Source organism: Thiofractor thiocamini (assembly GCF_055384375.1).
Window position 1 is genome coordinate 341,839 of sequence record NZ_AP042389.1, and the last position, 25,580, is coordinate 367,418.

The 25,580-nt window shown below is 35.2% G+C and carries 27 protein-coding genes; 21 read left to right on the top strand and 6 right to left on the bottom strand.

What is annotated here, in order from left to right; translation table 11 throughout:
• Positions 1-112: 112 nt before the first annotated feature.
• From ACZ47B_RS01725 to mnmE, 15 genes are all read left to right on the top strand, one after another.
• Positions 113-1,423, top strand: a complete 1,311-nt coding sequence (locus ACZ47B_RS01725; RefSeq protein WP_464894954.1) for a S41 family peptidase — start codon at positions 113-115, stop codon at positions 1,421-1,423.
• Entirely contained in the window at positions 1,423-2,136 is a 714-nt protein-coding gene (gene purC / locus ACZ47B_RS01730) for a phosphoribosylaminoimidazolesuccinocarboxamide synthase (protein WP_464894955.1), read from the top strand. The genes ACZ47B_RS01725 and purC overlap by 1 nt, the downstream gene beginning before the upstream one ends.
• Positions 2,136-2,384: a phosphoribosylformylglycinamidine synthase subunit PurS gene (gene purS, locus ACZ47B_RS01735; protein ID WP_464894956.1), complete on the top strand. Its 249-nt coding sequence runs from the start codon at positions 2,136-2,138 to the stop codon at positions 2,382-2,384. The genes purC and purS overlap by 1 nt, the downstream gene beginning before the upstream one ends.
• A gap of 2 nt (positions 2,385-2,386) precedes the next feature.
• Entirely contained in the window at positions 2,387-3,058 is a 672-nt protein-coding gene (gene purQ / locus ACZ47B_RS01740; protein WP_464894957.1) for a phosphoribosylformylglycinamidine synthase subunit PurQ, read from the top strand.
• A gap of 2 nt (positions 3,059-3,060) precedes the next feature.
• Positions 3,061-4,152, top strand: coding sequence for a hypothetical protein (locus ACZ47B_RS01745; RefSeq protein ID WP_464894958.1), 1,092 nt, complete (start codon positions 3,061-3,063; stop codon positions 4,150-4,152).
• Entirely contained in the window at positions 4,145-4,831 is a 687-nt protein-coding gene (locus tag ACZ47B_RS01750; RefSeq protein WP_464894959.1) for a lysophospholipid acyltransferase family protein, read from the top strand. The genes ACZ47B_RS01745 and ACZ47B_RS01750 overlap by 8 nt, the downstream gene beginning before the upstream one ends.
• Before the next feature lie 57 nt (positions 4,832-4,888).
• On the top strand, positions 4,889-5,233 hold the full coding sequence (locus ACZ47B_RS01755) for a DUF190 domain-containing protein (RefSeq protein ID WP_464894960.1): 345 nt from the start codon (positions 4,889-4,891) through the stop codon (positions 5,231-5,233).
• An 8-nt stretch (positions 5,234-5,241) separates the two neighbouring features.
• Positions 5,242-5,613, top strand: coding sequence for a fluoride efflux transporter CrcB (gene crcB / locus ACZ47B_RS01760; protein ID WP_464894961.1), 372 nt, complete (start codon positions 5,242-5,244; stop codon positions 5,611-5,613).
• A 106-nt stretch (positions 5,614-5,719) separates the two neighbouring features.
• Positions 5,720-7,573, top strand: a complete 1,854-nt coding sequence (htpG, locus tag ACZ47B_RS01765; protein ID WP_464894962.1) for a molecular chaperone HtpG — start codon at positions 5,720-5,722, stop codon at positions 7,571-7,573.
• Between the two features lie 98 nt (positions 7,574-7,671).
• Positions 7,672-7,806: a 50S ribosomal protein L34 gene (rpmH, locus tag ACZ47B_RS01770; RefSeq protein WP_464894963.1), complete on the top strand. Its 135-nt coding sequence runs from the start codon at positions 7,672-7,674 to the stop codon at positions 7,804-7,806.
• 14 nt (positions 7,807-7,820) lie between these two features.
• Positions 7,821-8,141, top strand: coding sequence for a ribonuclease P protein component (gene rnpA / locus ACZ47B_RS01775; RefSeq protein ID WP_464895743.1), 321 nt, complete (start codon positions 7,821-7,823; stop codon positions 8,139-8,141).
• Positions 8,138-8,485 carry a membrane protein insertion efficiency factor YidD gene (gene yidD / locus ACZ47B_RS01780; protein WP_464894964.1) on the top strand — a complete coding sequence of 116 codons (348 nt, stop codon included), beginning with the start codon at positions 8,138-8,140 and terminating at the stop codon, positions 8,483-8,485. The genes rnpA and yidD overlap by 4 nt, the downstream gene beginning before the upstream one ends.
• The gene (gene yidC, locus ACZ47B_RS01785) at positions 8,475-10,094 is read left to right on the top strand and encodes a membrane protein insertase YidC (protein WP_464894965.1); all 1,620 of its coding nucleotides are present in this window, start codon (positions 8,475-8,477) and stop codon (positions 10,092-10,094) included. The genes yidD and yidC overlap by 11 nt, the downstream gene beginning before the upstream one ends.
• A complete protein-coding gene (locus tag ACZ47B_RS01790; RefSeq protein WP_464894966.1) occupies positions 10,091-10,807 on the top strand; it encodes a Jag N-terminal domain-containing protein in 717 nt (238 codons plus the stop codon). The genes yidC and ACZ47B_RS01790 overlap by 4 nt, the downstream gene beginning before the upstream one ends.
• Positions 10,807-12,147, top strand: a complete 1,341-nt coding sequence (gene mnmE / locus ACZ47B_RS01795; RefSeq protein WP_464894967.1) for a tRNA uridine-5-carboxymethylaminomethyl(34) synthesis GTPase MnmE — start codon at positions 10,807-10,809, stop codon at positions 12,145-12,147. Before ACZ47B_RS01790 ends, mnmE begins: the two co-directional genes overlap by 1 nt.
• 1 nt (position 12,148) lies before the next feature.
• Here mnmE and ACZ47B_RS01800 read toward each other — a convergent pair whose 3' ends face one another.
• Complete coding sequence (locus ACZ47B_RS01800) at positions 12,149-13,639, bottom strand: SagB/ThcOx family dehydrogenase (protein WP_464894968.1); 1,491 nt, start codon at positions 13,637-13,639, stop codon at positions 12,149-12,151.
• 126 nt (positions 13,640-13,765) lie between these two features.
• Here ACZ47B_RS01800 and purL point away from each other — a divergent pair, with 126 nt between their 5' ends.
• From purL to purH, 3 genes are read left to right on the top strand one after another with little or no spacing between them, the layout of a single operon-like run.
• Positions 13,766-15,964 carry a phosphoribosylformylglycinamidine synthase subunit PurL gene (gene purL, locus ACZ47B_RS01805; RefSeq protein ID WP_464894969.1) on the top strand — a complete coding sequence of 733 codons (2,199 nt, stop codon included), beginning with the start codon at positions 13,766-13,768 and terminating at the stop codon, positions 15,962-15,964.
• A 36-nt stretch (positions 15,965-16,000) separates the two neighbouring features.
• A complete protein-coding gene (locus ACZ47B_RS01810; protein WP_464894970.1) occupies positions 16,001-16,603 on the top strand; it encodes a hypothetical protein in 603 nt (200 codons plus the stop codon).
• Positions 16,600-18,132 carry a bifunctional phosphoribosylaminoimidazolecarboxamide formyltransferase/IMP cyclohydrolase gene (gene purH / locus ACZ47B_RS01815; RefSeq protein ID WP_464894971.1) on the top strand — a complete coding sequence of 511 codons (1,533 nt, stop codon included), beginning with the start codon at positions 16,600-16,602 and terminating at the stop codon, positions 18,130-18,132. The genes ACZ47B_RS01810 and purH overlap by 4 nt, the downstream gene beginning before the upstream one ends.
• Before the next feature lie 293 nt (positions 18,133-18,425).
• On the opposite strand, the gene ACZ47B_RS01820 is transcribed toward purH, so the two are convergent.
• Genes ACZ47B_RS01820 through ACZ47B_RS01840 form a run of 5 tightly spaced genes read right to left on the bottom strand, consistent with a single transcriptional unit; the run spans position 18,426 to position 23,310 of the window.
• Positions 18,426-19,496: a diguanylate cyclase domain-containing protein gene (locus ACZ47B_RS01820; RefSeq protein WP_464894972.1), complete on the bottom strand. Its 1,071-nt coding sequence runs from the start codon at positions 19,494-19,496 to the stop codon at positions 18,426-18,428.
• Positions 19,497-19,550: 54 nt separating this feature from the next.
• Entirely contained in the window at positions 19,551-19,949 is a 399-nt protein-coding gene (locus tag ACZ47B_RS01825; protein ID WP_464894973.1) for a hypothetical protein, read from the bottom strand.
• A 9-nt stretch (positions 19,950-19,958) separates the two neighbouring features.
• The gene (locus tag ACZ47B_RS01830) at positions 19,959-21,194 is read right to left on the bottom strand and encodes an ArsS family sensor histidine kinase (RefSeq protein ID WP_464894974.1); all 1,236 of its coding nucleotides are present in this window, start codon (positions 21,192-21,194) and stop codon (positions 19,959-19,961) included.
• Positions 21,191-21,868 (bottom strand): response regulator transcription factor, encoded by a 678-nt coding sequence (locus ACZ47B_RS01835; RefSeq protein WP_464894975.1) that lies wholly within the window; start codon positions 21,866-21,868, stop codon positions 21,191-21,193. The genes ACZ47B_RS01830 and ACZ47B_RS01835 overlap by 4 nt, the downstream gene beginning before the upstream one ends.
• Before the next feature lie 8 nt (positions 21,869-21,876).
• Positions 21,877-23,310, bottom strand: coding sequence for a Do family serine endopeptidase (locus tag ACZ47B_RS01840; RefSeq protein ID WP_464894976.1), 1,434 nt, complete (start codon positions 23,308-23,310; stop codon positions 21,877-21,879).
• A 144-nt stretch (positions 23,311-23,454) separates the two neighbouring features.
• Between ACZ47B_RS01840 and ACZ47B_RS01845 the strand changes: the two genes are divergently transcribed.
• From ACZ47B_RS01845 to ACZ47B_RS01855, 3 genes are read left to right on the top strand one after another with little or no spacing between them, the layout of a single operon-like run.
• Positions 23,455-24,330 (top strand): DnaJ C-terminal domain-containing protein, encoded by an 876-nt coding sequence (locus tag ACZ47B_RS01845; protein ID WP_464894977.1) that lies wholly within the window; start codon positions 23,455-23,457, stop codon positions 24,328-24,330.
• 11 nt (positions 24,331-24,341) lie between these two features.
• The gene (locus ACZ47B_RS01850; protein WP_464894978.1) at positions 24,342-24,716 is read left to right on the top strand and encodes a heat shock protein transcriptional repressor HspR; all 375 of its coding nucleotides are present in this window, start codon (positions 24,342-24,344) and stop codon (positions 24,714-24,716) included.
• Positions 24,717-24,736: 20 nt separating this feature from the next.
• Positions 24,737-25,549, top strand: coding sequence for a ferritin-like domain-containing protein (locus ACZ47B_RS01855; RefSeq protein WP_464894979.1), 813 nt, complete (start codon positions 24,737-24,739; stop codon positions 25,547-25,549).
• Positions 25,550-25,580 lie beyond the last annotated feature (31 nt).

The following is a 25,580-nucleotide window of genomic DNA, read 5'->3' on the forward strand; positions in this document are numbered from 1 at the left end:
TTATAAAAGATTAAACTTTTTATTTTTAAGCTAATCTCATTTTTAACAATCTATTTAGAATGTTTTAAGTAAAATATCTTTTTAAAATATTTGACAAGGATTGATAAAAATAATGAAAAGAAATAGATTTGTAGCATTAGGATTTGTTAGTACTTTAGTCGGAGGGGCTTTGCTGTTTTCTTCCTCACTTTTTGCTCAGGGAAAGCATGATAATGAAACAAGGCTGAAAGCACTGTCCAAATTTACAAAAGTCCTGGGTACTGTTGAAAAGTATTATGTCGATGATTTGACAATGGATAAGATAGTCAACAAAGCTATAGCCGGACTTTTATCCAACCTGGATGCACACTCCTCATTTTTGGATAAAAAAGCTTTCAAAGAGATGCAAATCCAAACAAGTGGTGAATTTGGAGGACTTGGTATAACTGTGGGTATGAGAAACGGTGTGTTGACGGTTATTTCTCCCATAGATGATACACCTGCTTATAAAGCGGGTATAAAAGCCGGGGATATCATACTTAAGATCAATGATAAATCAACTCTCAATATGACCATAGATGATGCGGTTTCCCTCATGAGAGGCAAGCCAAAAACAAAGATAGTTTTAACGATTGTAAGAAAAGGCGAAACAAAGCCTTTAAAGATAACCATCATAAGAGATATCATAAAGATCCAGTCAGTTTATGCAAAAGAGATAGAAAACAGTGATGTGCTTTATGTAAGAGTTACAAGTTTCGATAAAAAAGTGGTAGCCGGTGTGAAAAAAGCTTTAAAAGATTATCCTCATAAAAAAGGGATAGTTTTAGATCTTAGAAACAACCCGGGAGGGCTTCTTTCTCAAGCTGTCGGTCTGGTCAATCTTTTTGTGGACAAAGGTGTGATAGTTTCACAAAAAGGAAGAGTGAAGAGTGAAAATACCGAATATAAGGCTACTGAAGAAGGAACAGTCAAAAATATACCTATAGTAGTTCTTGTAAACGGCGGAAGTGCAAGTGCAAGTGAGATCGTAAGCGGCTCTTTACAAGATCACAAAAGAGCCATAATAGTCGGCGAAAAAACTTTTGGCAAGGGAAGTGTTCAAGTAATCCTTCCTATAGATAAAACCGAAGCCATAAGGCTTACCATAGCAAGATACTATTTACCAAGCGGAAGAACCATACAATCTGTCGGTGTTTCTCCCGATGTGGTCGTATATCCCGGAAAAGTTCCTACACAACAAGATGATTTTATGCTAAAAGAGAGAGAGCTTAAAAAGCATTTAAAAAGTGAACTTGAAAAGACGGATGGAAAAAAAGTGGTAAAAAAAGAGGATAAGCTAAAAGGCAAAAAGATACTTAAAAAAGAGGATATCTTAAAGGACATTCAGCTTAAGACCGCTCTTGATATAGTAAAAGTTTTAGATATAGAAAAAAAGGCAAAATGATGGACAAATTGGATCTTTTGTATGAAGGCAAAGGAAAAAGACTGTATAAATGTGAAGATGAGGATCTTTTAATAAGTGAGTTCAAAGATGACTTGACCGCTTTCAATGCCGAGAAAAAAGGTAATGAGGCAGGTAAAGGTGCACTAAATTGCAAGATAAGTACCGAACTTTTCAGACTTTTGGAAAAAGAAGGTATCAAAACACATTTGGTAGAAACTATCAGTGACAATGAACAGCTTGTCAAAAAAGTTGAGATAATACCTCTTGAAGTCGTTGTAAGAAATATAGCGACAGGTTCTTTGACAAAAAGACTAGGTATAAAAGAGGGCACGGTGCTTCCGTTTGCTTTGGTGGAGTTTTACTACAAAGATGATGAACTTGGGGATCCGCTTTTAAATGATGAGCACTGTTTGCTTTTGGACTTGGCAAGTGAAAGTGAGCTTGAAGAGTTGAAGAGACTGGGGCGAGAGATAAATGTTATATTAAAAAGCTTCTTTTTGAAAAGGGATCTAAATCTAGTTGACTTTAAAGTGGAATTTGGAAAAGACAAAGCCGGCAATATCTTGCTTTCTGATGAGATAAGTCCTGATAGTTGCAGATTTTGGGATGTGAAAACCAATGAAAAACTTGATAAAGATGTTTTCAGACAAGATTTGGGTAATGTAAAAGTTGCCTATGAAGAAGTTTTAAATAGAATTTTGAAGGATATATGATGAAAGTTACGGTTAATGTCAAACTAAAAGAGGGAGTTTTGGATCCTCAGGGCAAGGCAGTTTTGCATGCACTTAACTCTTTGGGTTTTGACGAGGTAAAGGATGTTCGTATAGGAAAACAGATCATACTTGATGTTGATGGTGACGATGAAGAGGCTATGCGAAAAAGAGTCGAGATGATGAGTGAGGAACTACTTTCCAATACCGTTATAGAAGATTATGAAGTAAAAACCCAGGAGAAGGACTAAACATGAATGTGGCCGTTGTAGTCTTTCCCGGTACGAACTGTGAACTCGATACAAAATATGCCTATGAAAAACTTGATGCAAATGTTCATCTTGTATGGCACAAGGAAAAAGAATTACCTGAAGGTATGGATCTTGTCATTTTGCCGGGCGGTTTTAGTTATGGGGATTACTTAAGAAGCGGAGCGATTGCAAAATTTTCTCCTGTTATGAATGCAGTAATGGACTTTGCCAAAGAGGGTGGATATGTCCTTGGTATTTGCAACGGTTTTCAGATACTTTTGGAACTTGGATTGTTGTCTGGAGCAATGAAAAAAAACAGAAATGTTCATTTTATCTCAGAGTTTCATTACCTAAAAGTAGAAAACAATGACAATAAATTTTTACACAAATTAAACAAAGGTGATATACTAAATATCCCGATAGCTCATGGTGAGGGAAATTATTATATAGACGATATCGGTTTGCAAAAACTAAAGGATAATGATCAAATTCTTTTGACTTATTGCGATGAAAAAGGTACCCTTTGTAACCCTAACGGTTCGGTTGAGGGAATCGCCGGTATCTGCAATGAAAAAAAGAATGTATTTGGACTGATGCCTCATCCTGAACGTGCTATGGAAGATATTCTTGGAAGTGATGACGGGGTTAGAATGCTTGAAGGATTTATGAGTTAGGGATGAAGATACTAAGATATGCGATATTGATATGCTGTATCTTTGTCGCATCTAACTATGCAGAGGATTTAAATACAACCACACCTGCTATAAAAGAAAATATCATATTTTTATCTTATGAAAAAAAGCCACAGAGGGTCTATGTCAATCAAATCTTCAAGATAAAGATAAAAGCCGTTATCGCAACAAATGATTTTGATAACATTGTTACCTCTTTTCAAGACGGAACGTATACAAAAGTTTTAAATCCCAAAAATTCATGGAAATGGTTCAATGACAACATATACTTTATTGAGTATTATCTAAAAGTTACATCACCTACGGCAAAACTCCCCGGTATAAACATCTCTGTTTACAAAAGCAGCAAACTTTTGGTCTCAAAAACACTAAAACCTTTCACTCCTGAAGTCATAAAGCTTAAACAAAATGAAACATTTAGCGGAGTAATTGCAAAAAATCTAAGAGTGATAAAAAGTAAAACCACCAAATTTGATAAAAAAACCAACATACTGGTTATGGAGATAGAAGCTTTGCAGGGAAATCTCAGAGACTTCAATGTTCAAAGCACTATAAAAAACGGGATCGATTCTTTTAAAGAAAGTTTACCTTATTCGAAAATCTTTTATTTTGCGATATTGCCAAATACCCAAAAAGAGTTTCAATTTTCATATTTTAACACAGATAAAAACAAATTTGAGAGTTTTATCATCCCCCTTGAAGTAGTCAGCGAAGATACAAGTACGCAATTAGAGTTAAATCCCAAAGAGAGCAAAATATCGATGTACAAAAATATCATACTGACAGGTATTGCATTTTTGTCATTGATCATATTCTTTTTTAGAAGAAAAATGGTTTATATCATTATATTTTTAGGAATTGCCATCTATCTTTTTATCTTTTACAATCCTTTTGACAGTATAATTGTTCCCAAAAATACAAAGATAAGGATATTGCCTACATATAATTCAACTATATTTTACATAACCGACAGGAAAATTGTCGCTGAAAAATTGAATACTACAAAAGAGTATATAAAAATCCTACTTCCAAACGGAAAAATTGGATGGATAAAAAAAGGAGTAAACATTGAATAAACTGATACAAAGGTTGACTGCATTTTACTTTTCTGTTAATTTCTTTTTTACTATATCTTTTGTAGTGATTTTAATGTTTTTCTTTAGAAAACATCACAAAACTTTTAGACTGTATTGGGCTAAACTTCAACTTTTTATGCTAGGCATCAAAGTGCAGATCACAGGAGAGCCTGACATAGAAGCCAAAATGCTTGTTTTAAATCATCAAAGTGTCGCTGATATAGTTATAACCGAAGCTGTTTATCCGGCAGATTTATCCTGGGTAGCTAAAAAAGAGATAGGTGACATCCCTTTTTTTGGTCACATACTTGACTATCCGGAGATGATCTCCATAGAGAGGGAAAATCGAAAATCACTTGTAAAACTTTTCAAAGATGCAAAAGATAGACTTAAAAAAGGAAGAGTTATAGCGATTTTTCCTGAAGGCACAAGGGGAAAAGGAAAAAAACTTCTTCCATTTAAAGCGGGAGCAAAACTTTTGGCGGAAAAACTCGATCTTAAAGTCCAACCCGCAGTTTTGTTAAATACCATAAAAGTTTTTGATTCGAAAAATTTTCTTGCCAATTTCGGAACAAAAGTAAAACTCATATATCTTGATCCGGTTGATCCAAAAAGTGATCCCAAGTGGTTTGAAAAATTAAAAGATGATATGCAAGAAGTGTTGGATGAGAATGGGTGAATGGGTGGATGAGTAAAATATCATCTTTGATTGATTAAATGACCGAAGGGAGAATTTATGAAACGCTATCTTGGAAAAAAGAAAATTGCCAGGATTTACATAGACAATCAGGACAAATTTGAGGGTGAACCTTTGTGGGAAGTTTTGCTTAAAAAGGTTAAAGAGTATGGACTTGCCGGAGCTACGGTTTTTAAAGGAGTTGCAGGCATTGGAGCTCATAGTGAAGTTAGAAGTTTCAATGTATGGGTTTTAGCTCAAGAGTTACCTATCGTTATAGAGATCATAGATGATGAAGAGAAAATCATGGGTTTTATCGACAAGGTCGATCACATGATAGCAGAAGGATTGACAACCATAAGTGATACGGAAGTTATCAGATATAAACATAAAAAGTTTCAGTAGGGGTTGATGTGATACTCATATATATAGGTATAGGCGGGTTTTTCGGTGCAATTTCAAGATACCTTATCGCAGGTTTTATGCAAAAGTCTTTTGATACTCTTTTTCCCATAGGAACACTAAGTGTGAACGTACTTGGCAGTTTTATCATAGGTTTTATGGCTATGTACTTTTCTCAAGTGATTGCACCTGAGTATAAAGCATTGGTGATAACCGGATTTTTGGGTGCACTTACAACTTTTTCAACATTTTCGCTGGAAAATGTCAATATGCTTCAAGACGGTAACTACTTGAAAGTCAGTATAAACATAACTTTAAATGTAATACTGACTATAAGTGCTACCATATCAGCTATCGCACTGTTTAGAAAAATATATACTTGATATTGATACTATCAAGTATATTTACTAAAAATTGTTAGATATCTTTACAAAAAATAATTTTTTTGCTATAATTTCGCAAAAATTAAAACAACGAAAGGATAGCAAAATGTCAAAACATCAATTTGATACAGAGATAAACCAACTACTTGATTTGATGATACATTCTCTTTACTCCAACAAAGAGATATTTTTAAGGGAGCTCATCTCAAATGCTTCGGATGCCATTGATAAACTAAAGTTTTTAACCATAAGTGATGAAAAGTTTAAAGATCTCTCTTTAGAGCCTCGTATAGAGATAGAGGCTGACAAAGATAAGAAAAAACTTATAGTTAGAGACAACGGTATAGGCATGAATGATGAAGATATGATAGAGCATCTAGGAACTATTGCAAAAAGTGGAACAAAGTCATTTTTAGAACACCTAAGTGGTGATGCCAAGAAAGATTCATCTCTTATAGGTCAGTTCGGTGTAGGATTTTACAGTGCTTTTATGGTCGCTAAAAAGATAGAGGTCATCAGCAAAAAAGCCGGTGAAGACAAAGCTTATAAATGGATAAGTACCGGCAAAGGCGAGTATGAGATAAAAGAGGCTAAAAAAGAGAGATTTGGAACAGAGATCATACTCCATATGAAAAAAGATGACGAAGAGTATCTTGAAGATTGGACGATAGAGAGAATAGTCAAAAAATATTCCAACCATATACCGTTTCCTATCTTTCTTTTGAAAGAAGAAGAAAAAGATGGTAAAAAAGAGAAAAAGTTCGAGCAGATCAATAAAGCTTCAGCTCTTTGGAGACTTAATAAAAATGAAATAACCGATGAAGAATATATAGATTTTTATAAACAATTAACTGGTGACAGCAATGATCCACTTCATTGGGTACACACAAATGCGGAAGGAACTTTGGAATATTCAACTCTGTTTTATATCCCTTCAGTCGCACCTTTTGATCTTTTCAGAGTCGATTATCAGCCGGGAGTCAAGCTATATGTAAAAAGAGTATTTATCACTGATGATGACAAAGAGCTTATGCCTACATATTTGAGATTTGCAAGAGGTATCATAGACTCCGAGGATTTACCGTTAAATGTAAGTAGAGAGATACTACAACACAATACAATCTTAGCTAAGATCAAAAAAAGCTCTGTTAAAAAGATACTAAGTGAGCTTAAAAAGATAAAAGAGAAGGATTTTGATAAGTATTTGAAATTTTGGAAGCTGTTCGGAAAGGTTCTAAAAGAAGGGGTATATACTGACTTTGAAAATAAAGAGACAATCTTGGACCTATTGCTTTTTAAATCCACAAAAAGAGAAAATATAACTTTTAAAGATTATAAAGAAGCTATGAAAGAAGATCAAAAATCCATCTACTATATAACCGGAGAGGATGAAAAACTTCTTAAGAACTCTCCTTTGATAGAGAGTTTTAAAGATAAAGATATAGAAGTTCTCATCATGGATGACGAAGTGGATGCTCTTATAATGCCTATGGTAAACGAGTATGACAAAACACCTGTAAAGTCAGTATCGACCAGTGATATAGATGAAGAGCAAAAAGAAGAGAAAAAAGAAGAAGAGAAAAAACCAACTGAAGAAGTAGCCAAAACTTTGGCTAAAATGAAAGAAGCTTTAAAAGGTGAAGTCAAAGATGTGAAGATCAGCTCAAGGCTTAAAGAGTCTCCGGCTTGTTTGGTATTTGACAAAAACGATCCTGACTTTCAAATGCAAGAGATGTTAAAGCAAATGGGACAGGATAATCTTCCAAAAGTAAAACCTATACTTGAAATCAATCCAGAGCATGAGATAGTAAAAAAACTATCTCAAACCGACTCGCTTCCAACCATAAATGATATAGCACACATCCTTTATGATCAAGCAAGACTCATAGAGGGCATGAAGATAGAAGACAGTAGTGATTTTGTAAAAAGGATCAACAAACTTCTCGCAAAAAGCATATAACAAAATCTCCCTCTTTGACGAGGGAGATAAACTCCTTTTAAGTAAAATTTTAGTAAAATCCATTCCTTAAACTATACAAATACCAAAGGATCAAAGAGATGAAAAGAACTTTTCAACCACACAATACGCCAAGAAAAAGAACTCACGGTTTTAGAGTGAGAATGAAGACCAAAAACGGCAGAAAAGTGATAAATGCCAGAAGAGCAAAGGGCAGAAAAAGATTAAGCGTTTAGGTAGTTTCGAGGTTATCTCCGATAGTAGGAGATTTTCTTATCTTTATAAAAACTCAAAGAAGGATTTTTCTTTCGGATTTGTTCTTTTTTATAAAGATAGCATTGAGAAAGAAGTCGGCTTTACAGCTAGTAAAAAGATAGGAAACGCAGTCAAGAGAAATTTTGCCAAAAGAAGATTGAGATCTCTTTTTTTGGAAGTTTCGTCGACGATAAAGAACGGATCATATATCTTTGTAGCCAGACAAAATATCATCGATGTAAAATATAAGGACTTGAAAAAGGGGTTGTTAAAATCCCTTGGTAAAGTAGGTGCCATAAAAAAGGATGAGAGATGAAGCGTATCATGCTTTATCTACTGTCCTTTTACCAAAAATATATAAGTATCATTTTCGGATATGGAAGCTGTAGGTACTATCCTACGTGTTCAGAATATGCCAAATGGCAGATAGACAACAACAATATCTTTAAAGCGCTTTTGCTTTCAGGTTTTAGGATACTAAGATGCAATCAGCTTTTTAGAGGAGGCATAGAGTATCCTGTAGTGAAAAAAGAGTTTAAAAACTCACTGATGATGAAAAGCGACGCTAAAAAGATAAAAGTAAAGTATTGGTATGTTCGAAAAAAAAACAATATCTTTTATGTTATAAAAGAGTTCAAAGGTAACAGCAGTGTTAGATAAATTGAGTACTCAACAAAGAGTTATAATAGCCACGGTTTTAAGTTTTCTTTTTTTTGCGGGATATGATTATCTTTTTATACCTAAGCAGGTTCAAAAACCGATAGAAGCCAATGCAACAAAAAAGATAGAACAATCAAAAGTGCAAACCAAAGCACCGAGTGCCTTACAGGCTCCAAATGCTTCATCCACTCCTGCTAGTGCCCAAACAGCTCCCTCAAAATCACCCAAAAGCAGCAATGAAAAAACCATAGTTACCGTCAAAGGTAAAAGATTTGATATGAGTATAGACAGTTTTGGTAGGGTAAACAAGTTTTATCTTAACGGAAAGAGATATATACATGAAGGTAAGAGAGTACAACTCTTCAATGACAGCAAACTTCCTCTACCTCTTGAGATAAGATTTTCCAATGCCAAGCTAAACAGTGAAGCTTTTAAAGTCCCATATACTACTGATGTATCATCCTTGAAGCTTGGTGACAAACCGATAAGTTTGACTTTAACCCAAAAACTATCTTCTTTAACCGTAACTAAAAAGATAACCATATATCCTATAGGCAGATACAGTGTGTCCATATCTCTATCAAAACCGGCAGATTATTTTATAAGTCCCGGTTTCAGACCTGACGTAAAAGTTGACGGATACACCTTTCATGGGGTTTTGGTAAAAGAACTTGATGATACTTTGACTATGATAAAGGACAAAGATGCAAAAGGTGATGAACATTTTGCAAATGCTAAAATCGTAGCTGACAGTGATAGATACTATACAACTGCATTTTATAACTTAAAAGGCGGTCTTAACGTTTATATATCAAAAGACAAAGATGAAAATCCTTTGGCTTTTGTAAAAGGTAAGCAAAACTATACTGTAAACGGATATATAGGTGTAAAAGAGTTAAAGATACTAAATTCTATAGATAAAGAGTTGGGTGATATAGTAGAGTATGGTTGGTTTACTTTTATAGCCAAGCCTATATTTATACTTCTTAGCTTTTTGTATTCGCTTATAGGTAACTGGGGTTGGGCTATCGTCGCTACGACACTTATCATAAGAACCATACTTTTCCCATTGACTTACAAAGGTATGGTTTCGATGACCAAGATGAAAGAGCTCAGTCCAAAGATAAAAGAGCTTCAGAAAAAGTACAAGGGCGAACCACAAAAGCTTAATGCACACACAATGGAACTGTATAAAAAACATGGCGCCAATCCGATGGGTGGATGTTTGCCGATGATACTTCAAATCCCTATATTTTTCGCACTATACAGGGTTTTGCAAAATTCTGCAGAACTTCAAAGTGCCCCTTGGATACTGTGGATACATGACTTGTCGGTAAAAGATCCATACTTTATCCTTCCGGTACTGATGGGTATAACTATGTTCTTGCAACAGCATATCACTCCAAATACCATACAAGATCCGACTCAAGCAAAGATTATGAAGTATCTGCCTGTGATTTTTACATTTTTCTTTATGACTTTCCCGGCAGGCTTGACGCTTTACTGGTTTGTGAACAATCTCTTTTCTATAGCTCAGCAGTACTATATCAATAAAATATTTGAAAAGAAAAAAATGCAAAAACAAGAAGTTGCAAAGGTAGAAAAATGAGTACCAAAATAGAAGCAAAAACGATAGATGAGGCTTATCAAAAAGCCGTTAAGGAGTTCAACTGTTCCATAGTGGAACTTGATATAACCATATTGCAAAATCCAAGCGCCGGACTTTTGGGTCTTTTTAAAAAGAATGCCATCATTTCAGTTACCAAAAAAGGCGAAAAACCCCTTGAGGAAAAAGAAGAAACGGTAAAGACAAAAAACAGATCAAAAAAAGCCCCTGTTTGTACTGTAAATGATGAAATAATGCAAAAGATCGAAGAGGGTGTTGAAAAACTCTTAAATGCAAGCTGTTATGAAATCGAACTTAAAAAGATAGAAAAGTATAACGACAATACCGTTTGTATCTATGTTGACGGTGAGGATGCGGCACTGCTAATCGGTAAAGAGGGTTATAGATATAAAGCTTTTTCATATCTTTTGTATAATTGGGCCAATATAAAATATGATGTGAATGTAAGACTCGAAATAGCAGAATTTTTAAATAATCAAAAAGAGATGATAAAAAAATATCTTGAGCATGTCATAGAAAAGATAAAAAACAATGGAAGAGCTCAGACCAAAGTACTTGACGGAATACTTGTCAAAATAGCTTTAGAAGAGCTAAGAGAGCAATTTCCGGATAAATATGTAGGTATAAGAACCGCTAGAAACGGTGGTAAATATGTTTTGGTAAATGACTTTAACAGGGATAGAAACAAAGATTGATGGATACCATTGCGGCTATCGCAACAGCTCACGGCATAGGCTCTATCTCCATAGTAAGAGTCAGTGGAGATAAAGCTTATGATATCGCTTTGAAACTCTCAAAAAGAGATAAACTCACTCCAAGATATGCAACTCTCTCGTTTTTATACAAAAAAGACAAAACTCTTATAGATGAGGCAATCCTCATATATTTCAAAGCCCCATACAGTTTTACGGGTGAAGATATAGTGGAGTTTCAGTGCCATGGCGGTATAGTTGCGGCCAATGTCATACTAAAAGAGATCATGTCTCTTGGTGCAAGGCTTGCAAATCCGGGCGAATTTTCAAAAAGGGCTTTTTTAAACGGCAAGATCGATTTGACAAAGGCGGAAGCCATAGCAAAAATCATAGAGACAAAAAGTGAGGATGCTCTTTCCCTGCTTTCAAAGCAGTTGAAGGGGAATTTGAAAGATTATGTCGAAGAGTTAAGAGATAAACTTGTAGAGATACTTGCATTTGTTGAAGTAAATATCGACTATGCCGAAGAAGATTTGCCAAAAGATTTGGAAGAAAGTATCAAGGAGAGATTGAAATATATAGAAAAAACTATAGAAAAAACTCTTCAGGCAAGCCTTCAAAAAGAGGGACTTGTAAATGGATTTGATATAGCTATAGTCGGTAAGCCAAATGTCGGAAAAAGTTCACTTTTAAATAAACTCGTAAATCATCAAAGAGCCATCATCAGCGATATAGCAGGAACAACAAGAGATACTATAGAAGAAGAGTTAAAAATCGGAACCCATTTGGTAAAAGTTGTCGATACCGCAGGTATCAGAGACGCAAAAGACACTATAGAAAAGATAGGTGTTCAAAGAAGCCTTGATTCTATGAAAAATGCGGAGATCGTATTGGCTCTTTTTGATATATCAAAAGAGTTTGACAAAGAAGATGAAGCTGTTGCAGAGATGCTAAAAAAACAAAAAGATGATAAAAAAATATTTGTTTTTTTAAATAAATCTGACTTGAAACAAAAATTTGACATATCTAAACTACAAGAATTTTCCCCGATTAAAATAAGTGCCAAAAATGATGTGGATATAGTTGTAAACAGTTTGAAAGAGTACCTTGACAGTACCGCAAAAGATGATAGTTTACTCTTAACTTCCGCTAGACAGATCCAAGCCGGACAAAATGCTCTTGAAGCTATAAAAAGAGCGAAAGAGCCGCTTGAAAACGGTGAGCTTGAGCTGTTTGCCTACGAGATAAACGAAGCGATAGATCACATATCATCTATAACTACAAAATTTGAAAGAGATGAAATCCTCGATAAAATGTTTGGAAACTTTTGCCTTGGCAAATAATTCACTCTTTTAAGTGATGATAAGGCGGCAGGGTTTGCAATCTTGTATCGATGATAGCTTTGCCTATTGTGAAGTTATAAACGACTTGATTTTTGTTTTTATCAATTCCCAAAAGATTGTGTATGGCATCATCATAAAAGCACCCTATGCCTGTTGCACTGAAGCCTGATGCGGTTGCGTCAAGATATAACTGTTGACCTATGCGTCCGGCTTCAAAAAGCAACTCTTTGTATCTGATGTCTTTTTTTGCAACTTCGCTAAAATTTGCAAGCATAGACATGGCAAAAGCACTGTCACTAGCGATATCCTGCATACAGGAGAGGTTTTTTGCGATTACTCTGAAATCTCCTTTTTGTAAAAGATATAATTCATCTTGAATATGCTCATATAAAAAATCTACTTTAAAAGATATATTTTCACCGTTTCTTTTATAAAGATACAATCCAGCATCCAATCCTGATATATTGTGCACATAGAGTATGAAATTTATCCTGCTGTTTTGAGTTTCACACCCTTTTAAAATACGCATAAAATCATCAAGCTTCATTACGGATGCAGCCTTCTCAAACGCTTGGGCACTTCGCCTTTGCAGTATGATATCGGTTGCTTTTTTTAAGCAGTTTACTTTAGCATCATTCATGCTTGAAACGGTGATACAACTCTTTTTTGTCGCTTTATCCACCAAAGAGACTATCTCATACTCTTGATAACTATCACAAAGTCTGTTTGCTTTGTTGTCAAATGTTCGTATATCTTCATCAGACAATTTAAAAGTATCAAGTTTTGCATCTTCGAGTGTCACAAGCAGTGCTATATCGCCACTTTCAAGCTCTTTTGGTTCATGTCTGTTTTTTTGATCCAATCCGATGAGATGTTCGCATTTTTCTTCACTAAAATCAAAGGGTTTTACCTTCCAGCCGTGCAGTTTTGCGGATATCTCTATAGCCCTGTAAGCATGACCTAGATCCAAAGCGCAGTATCTGTAACATCTCTCGCCATATTTCCACATTTCTCTGTAGATGATAGAAGATATGACGATTATAAAAGAGTTCTTTGGTAATTCAAACTCGTAAGTGTAGAGATGCTCTAAGGCGTGATCATAGCTGTGATAGTGATATAAGGCTGTTTTTGTGGCAAGTTCTTTAAACTCAGGTAAGATTGCGTATGCTTCAGTGGGATGAAGGTTACCACTTGATGCATTTATGCGAAGTTCCCACTGATCGGCACCATATTTTTTAACAGCCGCAAGCCCCAAAGCATATCTGAAAAATGAGGATATATTTTTATAGGACAATGAAGATGTTTTGTTGTTTTTAAATATTTCATCATAAGTCAAATCGATGTCATCTTCGATCTTAAGTTGATATTTTTTTGCACCTACATAACTTCTGTAGGGATTTGGTTTGTGTGCCCAGTTAAGATAACCAAGCGAAACGGCATATCGGTTATAATAGTGTTTCGTTCTTTCATGATAAGTCAAAGCTATACCCATAGTAATCCCCTATATCTCTATAATGAACTGATTATAATGAAACTAGTAAAAAAAGTCAATGCGATTTTATAAACTCATTATCTCTTTTTTTGTATAATATAACCTACTATAAACTTAGGAAGTATAATGCAAAATATAGATGAAACACTTCAAAAATTAAAACTTACAAAAGATGAGTATGAAAATATACTAAATATCATGGGAAGAGAGCCAAATATACTCGAACTTCAGATATTTTCTTCCATGTGGAGTGAACACTGCTCCTATAAGTCAAGTAAAAAATATCTAAACGGTTTTCCTACTAGTGCACCTTGGGTCATACAAGGTCCCGGAGAAAATGCGGGAGTTATAGATATAGGAGACGGCATAGCGGCGGTATTTAAGATGGAAAGCCACAATCACCCTAGCTACATAGAGCCATATCAAGGAGCAGCTACCGGAGTCGGTGGGATTTTAAGAGATGTTTTTACTATGGGGGCTAGACCGGTAGCGAACTTAAACTCTTTAAGATTCGGTAGGATTAGAAATGATGATAAGATAGGAAAATATCAAAGATATCTTGTTAGAGGCGTAGTTGCAGGCATAGGAGATTATGGAAACTGCATGGGAGTTCCGACAATCGGTGGAGAGACTTTTTTTGATGATTGCTATAACGGCAATATCTTAGTCAACGCTTTTACTCTTGGCATTTGTAAAAGTGATGAGATATTTTACGGAAGAGCCGAGGGTATAGGTAATCCCGTCATATATGTAGGAAGTAAAACTGGAAGAGACGGCCTTGGCGGGGCTGTAATGGCAAGTGATAGTTTTACCGAGGAGAATAAATCACTAAGACCAACTGTACAAGTAGGAGATCCGTTTACCGAGAAACTTTTGCTTGAAGCTTGTTTGGAGTTGTTTCAACATGATTATATAGTCGGTATCCAAGATATGGGAGCGGCAGGGCTTACAAGTAGCTCTTTTGAGATGGCGGGGCGAAGTGGAAGCGGAATGGTGATGCATCTTGATCAAGTTCCAGCACGTGAAGATGGTATGGAGCCTTTTGAATTTATGCTAAGTGAATCTCAAGAGAGGATGTTGATATGCGCTAAAAAAGGGTATGAAGATAAAGTTCTTGAGATTTTTAAGAGATGGGATCTTGATGCAAAAGTGATAGGAGAAGTAACCGATACCGGCAATATGGAGCTTTTTTGGCATGGAAAAAAAGTAGCTGATATACCTATAGATCCAGTTGGCGAAAATGCTCCCATACTTGATAGGTCTACTAAAAAACCTGCTTATCTTGATGAAATCAAAGAGATAAAAGCAGATATAAATGCACTAAAAGCAAATGAAGTTTTTGATAAGCTTGTGGTATCTCCCGAAGTAGTTGATAAGTCATGGATATACAAGCAGTATGACTCAATGGTGCAAACCAACACCGTAAAAGCTCCCGGCTCACTCGATGCTTCTGTTATAAGAGTCAAAGAAAACGGTGCAGCACTTGCTATTAGTAGCGACTGCAATCCAAGATACTGCTATATCGATCCTTTTGGTGGAGCGGCTGCCGCGGTAGTTGAAAGTGGTAGAAATGTCGCTATTAGTGGAGCTACTCCAAAGGCTATAACCGACTGTCTAAACTATGGCAATCCTGAAAATCCTGAAATTATGTGGCAGTTTGCAAGAGGATGCGAGGGTATCAAAGAGGCTTGTAAAGAGTTAAATACTCCCGTAGTTAGTGGAAATGTCTCTTTGTATAACGAAACAAACGGTGAGGGGATTTTTCCGACACCTGCTATTGTAATGGTTGGAGTAAATGAAAAAGCGGAAAAAACTCTTCCAAGCTCTTTTCAAGAAGAGGGAAGTTCGATATATCTTATAGGTGAAACAAAAAGTGAATTTGGCGGAAGTTTACTTTTAAAAGAGATGTTCGGCGAAGTTAGCGGGACTTTGCCTAAGCTTGACTATCAAAAAGAGTTGAAACTTTGGGACTTGGTAAAAGAAGCAAACCAAAAAGGTGTATTAAATGCCGCAAAAGATGTAAATGTCGGCGGTATCGCTATAGCTTTATATAAAATGGCTGTAATTGGCGATAAAGGTATAGAAGTTACAACAGCTCTTGAAAATCAATTGGATATATTTAGTGAGTCATTTAGCAGGGCTATTTTGGAAGTAAATGATGAGAAAGCTTTTGAGGAGATGGCTATAAAAAGAGGCTTGGAGTATAAAAAGATAGGAGTTGTCGGCGGCGATAGATACAGAGTCGATGAGATAGATAGAGAGTTAAAGGTGCTTAAAAGTATATATTTTGACTCATTTACCGAACTTATTGAGAGTGACTTGTAGAAAATTAAAAATTAACAATTAAAAATGAAAAATTGTGTGATTAGGATTGTCTTTTTTTTATTGATAGGTATCTCTCTTTTTGCAAAGCAGTGTGCGGATCAGTATGATAGTGAAGCTTTTTTGGATGCTCCTGAGAGACTTGGTGAAATTATCGATAGCGGACTTAAAGGGTTGCCTCTTTTTGGGAAAGCTGATGCTTATAACAAGCTTGGGTTTAAAAAAATGGTGATCGATGATAGAGTATATTATATCAATCCAAAAATGATAACAAAAGAGAAAGATTATATATATCCTGTTAAGTCTGGACTTTGGAAATATCATATCGATAAAAATGGAAAAATTGATGAATTTGATATAGCAGATGCTTTTAGCTATAAAGATGGAGCCCAAAGTGTTGCCAATGAAGTAAACAGTGACTTTGAAGGGTTATGGAACAAGTGGGGAGGTGACGACTATGCTCTTTTGATGCAACCTGAAGATGCACAGCTAAGATACGGTAACTACTATCTATCTTTGAATGTCTATCTTTTTGGAGTTGAAGAAGATGCTACGAGTCTAAAAAATACAGTGGTGGATTATCACTTTTTAAATTATACAAATGAAGTAAATCAATATCTTAAATGTAAAGGAAAGCAGTGAGAGCGTTACTAAGTGTAAGTGATAAAGAGGGGATTGTAGAGTTTGCCAAATCTTTGGAAGAGTTATCATATGAAATCATTTCAACGGGCGGAACATACAGACTTTTAAAAGAAAATGGTATAAAAGTTACAGAGATAGATGAAGTTACAAAATTTCCCGAATGTTTCGAGGGCAGGGTAAAGACTCTAAACCCATATGTTCATGGTGGGATTTTATATAGACGAGATAAAGAGTCACACAAAGCTGAAGCAAAAAAACTGGGAGTGGAAGCTATCGACCTGGTTTGTGTCAATCTATACCCTTTTAAAGAGACTATAGAAAAAACGGATGATTTTGAAGAAATCATAGAAAATATAGACATAGGCGGACCTACTATGGTAAGAAGTGCCGCTAAAAACTTTAAAGATGTGCTTATAGTAACGGATAAAAATGACTATATAAAAGTTGTAGAGGCACTTAAAAACGGTAAAGATAGCGAAGAGTTTAGAAGAGATTTGATGATAAAAGCTTACTCTCATACGGCAAGTTATGATAGTATGATAGCAAACTATATGAATGATAGATTTAACGGTGGATTTGGAGAGAAACAGTTTATAGTCGGAAACAAAGTAGCAGATACAAGATATGGGGAAAATCCTCATCAAAAAGGAAGTCTTTATGAGTTTGAGGATTTTTACACTAAACATTTTAAAACCCTAAAAGGTGAAGCAAGTTTTAACAATTTAACAGACATTAACGGTGCGGTTAAAATCGCTGCTGCTTTTGGAGATGAGAATGCAGTTTGCATAGTAAAACATGGAAATCCTTGTGGATTTGCTATAAAAGACACCCTGCTTGAGAGTTATACCGAAGCACTCAAATGCGACCCAATCTCAGCTTACGGAGGAGTTGTAGCGGTAAACGGTGTAGTAGATAAAGAGTTGGCTTTGAAAATGAATGAGATATTTTTAGAAGTTATCATAGCCGGAAAGATTGAAAAAGAGGCACAAGAAGTCTTTGAAAAGAAAAAAAGGATAAAACTTTTCGAGTATGGAAATGATAGACTTTTAATTAGCCAAGATAAGCATGACTTCAAGCATATAAACGGCGGCTTTGTTTTTCAAGACAGTGATAAAGTAAAAAATGATGAGATAAAAAATGCTAAACTTGTTAGTAAAAAAGCAGCTTCCAAAGAGGAGTTAAAAGATCTTGAAATCGCTTATAAAGTAGCAGCTCTTACCAAGTCAAACTGCGTAGTATATGTAAAAAACGGAGCTATGGTTGCAGTCGGTATGGGTATGACAAGTAGAGTTGATGCCGCTCAGTGTGCTCTTAAAAAGGCTAAAGAACTCGGACTTGATGTAAAAGGAAGTGCATTAGCTAGTGAAGCGTTTTTTCCGTTTCGTGACTCCATAGATGCAGCGGCAAGTGCGGGAGTTAGTGCGGTGATAGAGCCGGGAGGCAGCATAAGAGATGATGAAGTCATCCAAGCAGCCGACGAGCATGGCATGAGTTTGTATTTTTCTCAAACAAGACACTTTTTACACTGATGCCATGGATACTGTCGGTTACCGGCAGTATCTAAATTTAAGGGCATCTCTAAAAACCCTATGCATCAATAGCATTATGAGGTTTTTCATATGCAAGGCAAACTTTTGCAGGACTATTCTAATAATCCAAGAAAGTTTAACGAAGTAGATGGGAAACCTCATAATGCCCGAAGGGAAGTCAAATAAAGGATAATCTTTCACAAGATAAATTTTCGAATTAGCTACGGCTAGTACTTCAAATTTCTCTTGCAAAATCTTATCCTTTCTTTGACTTCTATTGATGTATAGGGTTTTTAGAGATCTCCTATAGCTATATCACTGTAAAATACAAATCTGTTTTTTCCACTTTGTTTAGCTTTATACATTGCCATATCGGCATGTTTTTTCAAAAGTGTTTTTAAGTGTGCATCCTGGGGGAATGCGGCTATACCTATGCTTGCCGATAAGTGTTTTATGTCATTACTGTACGGTTTTGATAAGATCATTGTAATATTACCGGCTTTTTTTATCAATTGTTCTTTATTGTCCGTAGGAGTTATCAAGGTAAATTCGTCACCTCCAAGCCTTGCTATGATATCATTACTGTTTGCGACGATTTTAAGCCTGTTGGCAACTTCTATAAGAATTTCATCACCTATATCATGACCTAGAATGTCATTTACTTTTTTAAAGCCGTCCAGGTCGATAAACATCAATGCAAACCCTTTGTTGTTATAGATGGATTTTGATATGAAAGTATCCAACTCTTTTTCGAAATGACTTCTGTTGATAAGGTTTGTCAAAAAGTCATATTTGGCACCTTCTTGTGTTTCGTTGTAGTCTTGATAGAGTGAGTAGTACTGATTGTTTAGCTTGTCCAATACTTTCAAAAAATAAATAGGCAGGATCAAAAAAGCGAAAAACCAGCCGATAGCAATATCTAAGTGATATGCCCAAAAATCAGAAAAATAAATAACCAGTGTCCATGCAAGCAGTGTGTTGATTATGGCAAATACAGCGATTTTTTGATCGTATCTGCTACTGTAACCTACAACATACCATAAAAGAAGAGCTGGAAAATAAACTGAAAATGACCCTACACATACCAATGCTAGGGAAGTTAGAGAAACATCCATGAATAGTTCTATATATATACGACTTACTTTTAAAAAATCCGGGAAAAATTTTATGGTGATAAAATATATGGAATTTAATATAAGTGCAACTATGAAGATATCTTTCAAACTTATATATCTAAAAACAGAATTGTTAAATAAAGCAGGGGAAAGTAAAACTATACTTACTCCTGTGATCGCCATTATAAAATATCTGATATAAATCTGGGAAAGTTCTTCCTTTAGCCGATTTTCTTGTGTTGTTATCATTTCGTATTATATGATTTTTGGAATAAAATAAATATTAAGTTGTAAACCAATTATTTAAAAATTTACAGTTACGTCATAATTTTGATGGATTTCCTGAGAAAATTTCTCAAGCAAAAGCAGAGCATTCGATCCATCATCGGGATATGTTACTATGGCATCTTTTTTATCGTTTATACCGTAAAATTCTTTTATGCCCTGTGCTATATCATATGCTACATTCCAATCGGCTCCTGGAGAAAATATGACGATATTTTTTTTGCCCTTAAAAATGATATCGCTGTTTCTAAGTATCCTTGAAAGTGTTTTTACTATATCTTCAGTCAAGTTTTTATTCGATTTGATAAAAATAAGTGAAAAATCCCTGTGGTATTTGTCTTCATATCTTTCTATCAAAGCAATATGATGCTTAATGATAGGGAAAATCTCTTTAAAATCCATCTCTACACATGCCATCGCTACTTCCTATACAACAATATTTCCCAAATTCTTAAAAACAAAAGTATTCCAACCATCTTTGTAATTGTATAACAATTGTAACTTATGCGCCCTTAAAATATTATCAACTAGATAAAGTCCCAAGCCAAAACTATCTTTTTGATTGCCGTCACTTGTAAAAGGCTCCATATACTCTTTGAGATCTTTTTTCAATTTTTCACCCCGATTTCTAAAAACTATCGCTTTTTTATTTGCAATGATTTGTACTTTTTTATCGGGAGAGTATTTTATGGCATTGTCTATCATGTTTTTTATGGCGATGCTAAACAGTTTGAAATCAACCTTTACATTTATCTCATCAGGTTTTATCAGTTCGATCTTGTCCTTGTCGACCATGGCAAGATCTATAGCTTCATCTATGATGTCTATAAGCCTGAAGCTTTTTTGCTCTATGTTCATGAAGCCGCTTGAAATTTTCTCTATCGTGATAAACTCTTCTATAAGATTTTGCAACTTTTCAAAAACCGATATAAGCCTCTCTTTGTTTTTACCATCCGGCAACATTTCAGCTGTGATCCTGCCTTTTGTAATGGGTGTTTTAAGTTCATGCATTATATTTCTTAAAAAGAGTATTCTGGAACTGTTGAGTCTTTTTATCTGTTTTACCGCATTGTCAAAAGCGTTTGCGACATCAGCTATCTCATCTTCATTGTCCGATTTTACATCTATATCCAAATCACCCTTTGCAAATTTTTCGATCTCTATCTTTAGTTTTTTAAGCGGTAAAAGTTTTTTTATCGTCAGTATATAGGCTATGATGATAAGGATTAGTATGGAGATGAAAATAGAGCCAAAAATGATATTTCTGTTTGAGCCGTATTTTTTATCCCTCAGTAAAAGTGAGTATTTTTTGGTAGTTATGTACAGATATGCATTTTTTTTATCTTTTAGTATAAGAGCTGTTCCTATGGATGAAGTGTGTTGATAAACTATAGGAGTATGATTGATGATATAAAGGGCTTTTTTTATATCTTTTATAGGTTCCATATGAAATTCATCAAGCAATTTGAAAAAATCTTTCAAATCAGCCGAAAAGACCAGCTGATACTGGATGGATTTTGACATAAGAGCATATCTGTTTAAAAAGTTCTTTTTGCTTTGCTCCTTATCATATTGATAAAACAGAATGGAAGTAAAGATAACTCCTATGGAAGCCATGATGAAGATAAAGGTTATACTTGAAAAGATAGAGGATTTTTTCATGGGATGTATTTGTATCCTATGCCTCGTACCGATTTGATATGTTTGGGTTCTTTTGGCGATTCCCCAAGTTTTTGCCTGATACGTCCGACTATAACATCTATACTTTTGTTACTGCTCTCTTCACTTATAGCCTCGATATTGTATATAAGCTCTTCCCTGGAGACGACTCCTCCCTCTTTTTTCATTAGATAACTCAGTATACCATACTCGGCAGCAGTTAAATCTAGAACTTTCCCTAAGTGTTTGATTTCTTGTTTATCTTCATCTAGAACCAAATCTTTCTCTTCTTGTTCTTTTTCATCCTGTTTGAGTATGGGTTGTCTTCTAAGAATTGTTCTTATCCTTGCTTCCAATTCTCTTGGATTGTATGGTTTTGGCAGATAATCATCCGCACCGTTTTCAAGAGCGGTTACCTTGTCCATTATATCATGTCTTGCAGAAGAGATGATGATGGGAGTGGAGCTTTCTTTTCTTATCTCTTTGCATACATCAAGCCCGTCGATTCCCGGAAGTGTGAGATCAAGTATGATAAGATCGAACTTTTCATTTTCCAAAAGTGCAAGACCCATATAAGGGTCTTCCACATTTTTTATCTTTATATCAAACTGTTCAAGATACTCTGTAAGTATCTCAGCCAACTCCGCATCATCTTCTATCATTAAAACTTTTATCATTTTTAAGCCTATTTTAGTTTATAAACAAGAGGAAGTACAAAATTGCCTCTTTGAACATATATTATACCTTTTTTTGACTTATGTATAGCCTTTTCATACTCTTGTATATTTTTTATAAGAGTGCTGTTGACTTGAATGATGATATCTCCTCTTTGAAATCCCATATTATCTGCCTGAGAATTTCCCTCTACTCCTATGACGAGCACCCCTTTGATATCTTTTGGAATTTGATAAGTATATCTTATCTCTTTTGTGATATCAACAAGTTTCAACCCTTTTATAACTGCATTGTTGTTTGCGGCTACTTCGGTGGAACCCGGCATTTGAGCCAATTTGACTTTGAAAGTTTTTTCAACTCCGTTTTCTCTTTCGACTTTGACATTTGCTATCTCGTTTGGTTTCATAGAGCCGATTTTATTTTTTAAATCATTGGCATCTTTTATCGCTTGATTGTTTACTTTGATTATAAGATCGCCTCTTCTGATACCGGCTTTATATGCCGGAGCATCTTTTGAAGCAGCCAAAACAAAAGCACCTTCTTTGTGTTTGTATATGGTTTTTAATCCACTGTTTAAATCTGAGATGGATACCCCAAGATAACCCCTTATGATTTTACCGTTATTTATAAGCGCCAAAGCTATCTTTTTTACCATATTTGAAGGAATTGCAAAACCTATACCGTTGTTGCCCCCGCTTCTTGTTATAATCGCACTGTTTATACCGATGAGAACTCCTCTGCTGTCTACTAAGGCACCCCCTGAATTTCCGGGATTGATCGATGCGTCTGTTTGGATGAAGTTTTCATATTGATTTAGACCGACCTTGTCTTTGTTAAGAGCGGAAATGATACCTTGTGTTACAGATTTGCCAACTCCAAAAGGATCACCTATGGCAAAAACAATATCGCCCACTTTAAGGTTATCAGAGTTTCCAAACTTGATGGGAGTCAAACCTTTTGCATCTATTTTGATGACGGCTATGTCTGTTTTGGGATCCCTTCCTATGACTTTTGCGTCATACTCTTTCCCTTTTCCCTGGATACTTACTTTTATCTTGTCAGCATTTGCGACTACGTGATTGTTGGTAATGATATAGCCGTCACTGCTTACTATAACACCTGAACCCAATGCATAAGCTTTTCTTTCAAGTTTTTTTGGGACTCTACCGTTAAAGCCCTGACCGAAGAAATCCCTGAAAAACGGATTTCTATATAAATTGTACATTTGATTGTTTACAAACACCTTTTTTGTAGTAGATATATTTACTATACTCTTTTGTGGCTCTTTTAGCACATCATAATATGAGAGTATTTTATCTCCGTCACTGCCGGGTACTACTCTTTGCGTGATATCTTTGGCATTTTGAAATGTAACTTTTGCCGATAAGTTAAAACTAAAAACAGTCATGATCGCTATGATAGCGATAGTAATCTTTTTTTTCATGATCCTCTCCTCAAAAAAATTGTTATGAAAGTATAAAACATAAATGTAAATGAGAGGTAAATGGAAAAAAAGTATATAGTTGATTGACATAGACTAAACATTTATGATATAATTACGGTCAAAGAATATAATAAGGAGTTGAAAGTGAGCAATAGTCTATATGAAACATTAGGCGTAAGTGAGTCTGCTTCAGCAGATGAGATAAAAAAAGCCTATAGACGCCTCGCTAGAAAATATCATCCTGATATCAACAAAAGCCCGGATGCGGAAGAGAAATTTAAAGAGATAAATGCGGCATATGAGATATTGAGTGATCCGGAAAAAAGAAAACAGTATGATATGCATGGTGATAATATATTTGGTGGTCAAAATTTCCATGATTTTGCATCATCTCAAGGCAATGCGGCAGACCTCGATGAAATACTAAGGAATATATTTGGAGGCGGCGGCTTTGGAGGATTTAGCAGTGGTGGTTTTGAAAGTTTTGGCGGTGGATTTTCGCATCAAAGACAAAGAGAGCCTGACCTTGATGTAACGGCAAGGATCACTATACCTTTTGATGTAGCTGTTCTAGGCGGTACTCATGCTATAAATTACGACGGAGAGAGTCTTAGTGTGAAGATTCCCGCAGGTATAAAAAATGGAGAAAAGCTGCGTATCAAAGGCAAAGGCAAAAGCTATAACGGTAAACGGGGAAACCTCTATCTTTTAGTTGAGGTAGCCCCGAGTAATGAGTATGAAAGAAAAGGCAACGATCTTTATAAAAATTTTGATATACCGTTAAAAATCGCTATGTTTGGCGGTAAGGTAAAAGTACAATCCCACTACAAAGAGATAACGCTGAAAGTTGGCAAAAATACAAAGCAGGGACAAAAATTTAGAGTCAAAGGTTATGGTGTAATTGATAGAAAAACAAAAGTTAAAGGCGATTTGTACCTAAAAGCCAATATAATTTTACCAAAAGTTGAAGATTTGGATGAAGATTTGGTAAAATTAATGAAAGAGAAATTACCAGAGTAAGGAGCTAAGATATGCATGGATATGAAGAACCGGTTTATTTGATAAGTGTTGTTGCAAAAGTTTTATCGATACATCCCCAAACGTTAAGACAATACGAAAGAGAAGGGTTGATAGAGCCTTCAAGAACTGAAGGAAGAATGAGACTCTACTCCCAAAAGGATATAGATAAGATTAAAATGATACTGAGACTCACAAGAGACTTGGGAGTGAATTTGGCCGGAGTAGATATAGTTTTGCAATTTAAAGAACAAATTGACGAACTCGAGGAAGAGATAGACAGACTCAAACAAGAGATAGCTATTTTAAAAAAAGAAGGAACTATCGATAATGACAAAAATCTGGTTGAGAAAAAACATGTCTATGATATTATCCTGTTTGGTGAATGATAAGAAAAAGGAGTGATAAGATGAGAAAATGGAATTATGAACAAGATATAGATTATGACTCTATAGATAAGCAGAAGGTACAAGATAACGAAATGCTTTTTTATATGTTGTCTGTCGCCTCTTTTATAGAGATAACTTCAGAGACTTATGCAGACAATTTAAAAGAGTTTTATGATGACAATGGTGAGATCACAAGTTGGCTTAAAGATGACTGGGAAGAGGAAGAAATTCAACACGGAGAATCTTTAAAGCGATATGTTCTTACGGTTTGGCCTGATTTTGAGTGGGATAAAGCATACAAGAGATTTTTAGAGCTGTATCTGCCACTTTGCAATGAAGAAGCTTTGCAAAAATCAAAAGGTTTGGAGATGGTGGCAAGGATGATCATCGAAACCGGTACATCCACTTTTTACCGTGCCATTGAAAAATATGCTTCCAAACTAAACGAACCCGTTTTGCAAAAACTGGCACATTTTATCTATAAAGATGAGGTAAGTCATTACAGCTACTTTGACAAATATTACAATTTTTATAACCAAAAAGAGAAATTATCCAGAACACAGGTTCTTAAAGTTATATCCAAACGCTTAAAAGAGGTAAATTCCGAAGATGTTGAAATGGCTTTTAGAGCCGTATATGAAACTTTGAACAACGGTGAATTTAACAGTGAAGAGTATGATGAATTTCTTAAAAATATCAATAAAATGGCTTCGGAAAATTATCCGTACAATATGGCTATAAAGATGATGATACATCCTCTTAGGATAAACAAGGTACTTGAATCAACTATGGTTCCGGTCGTAAGAGGTGCTATGAAGGTTTTGGGTATCTAAACCTGTTTATTTTTCACGATTTTTAAACAAT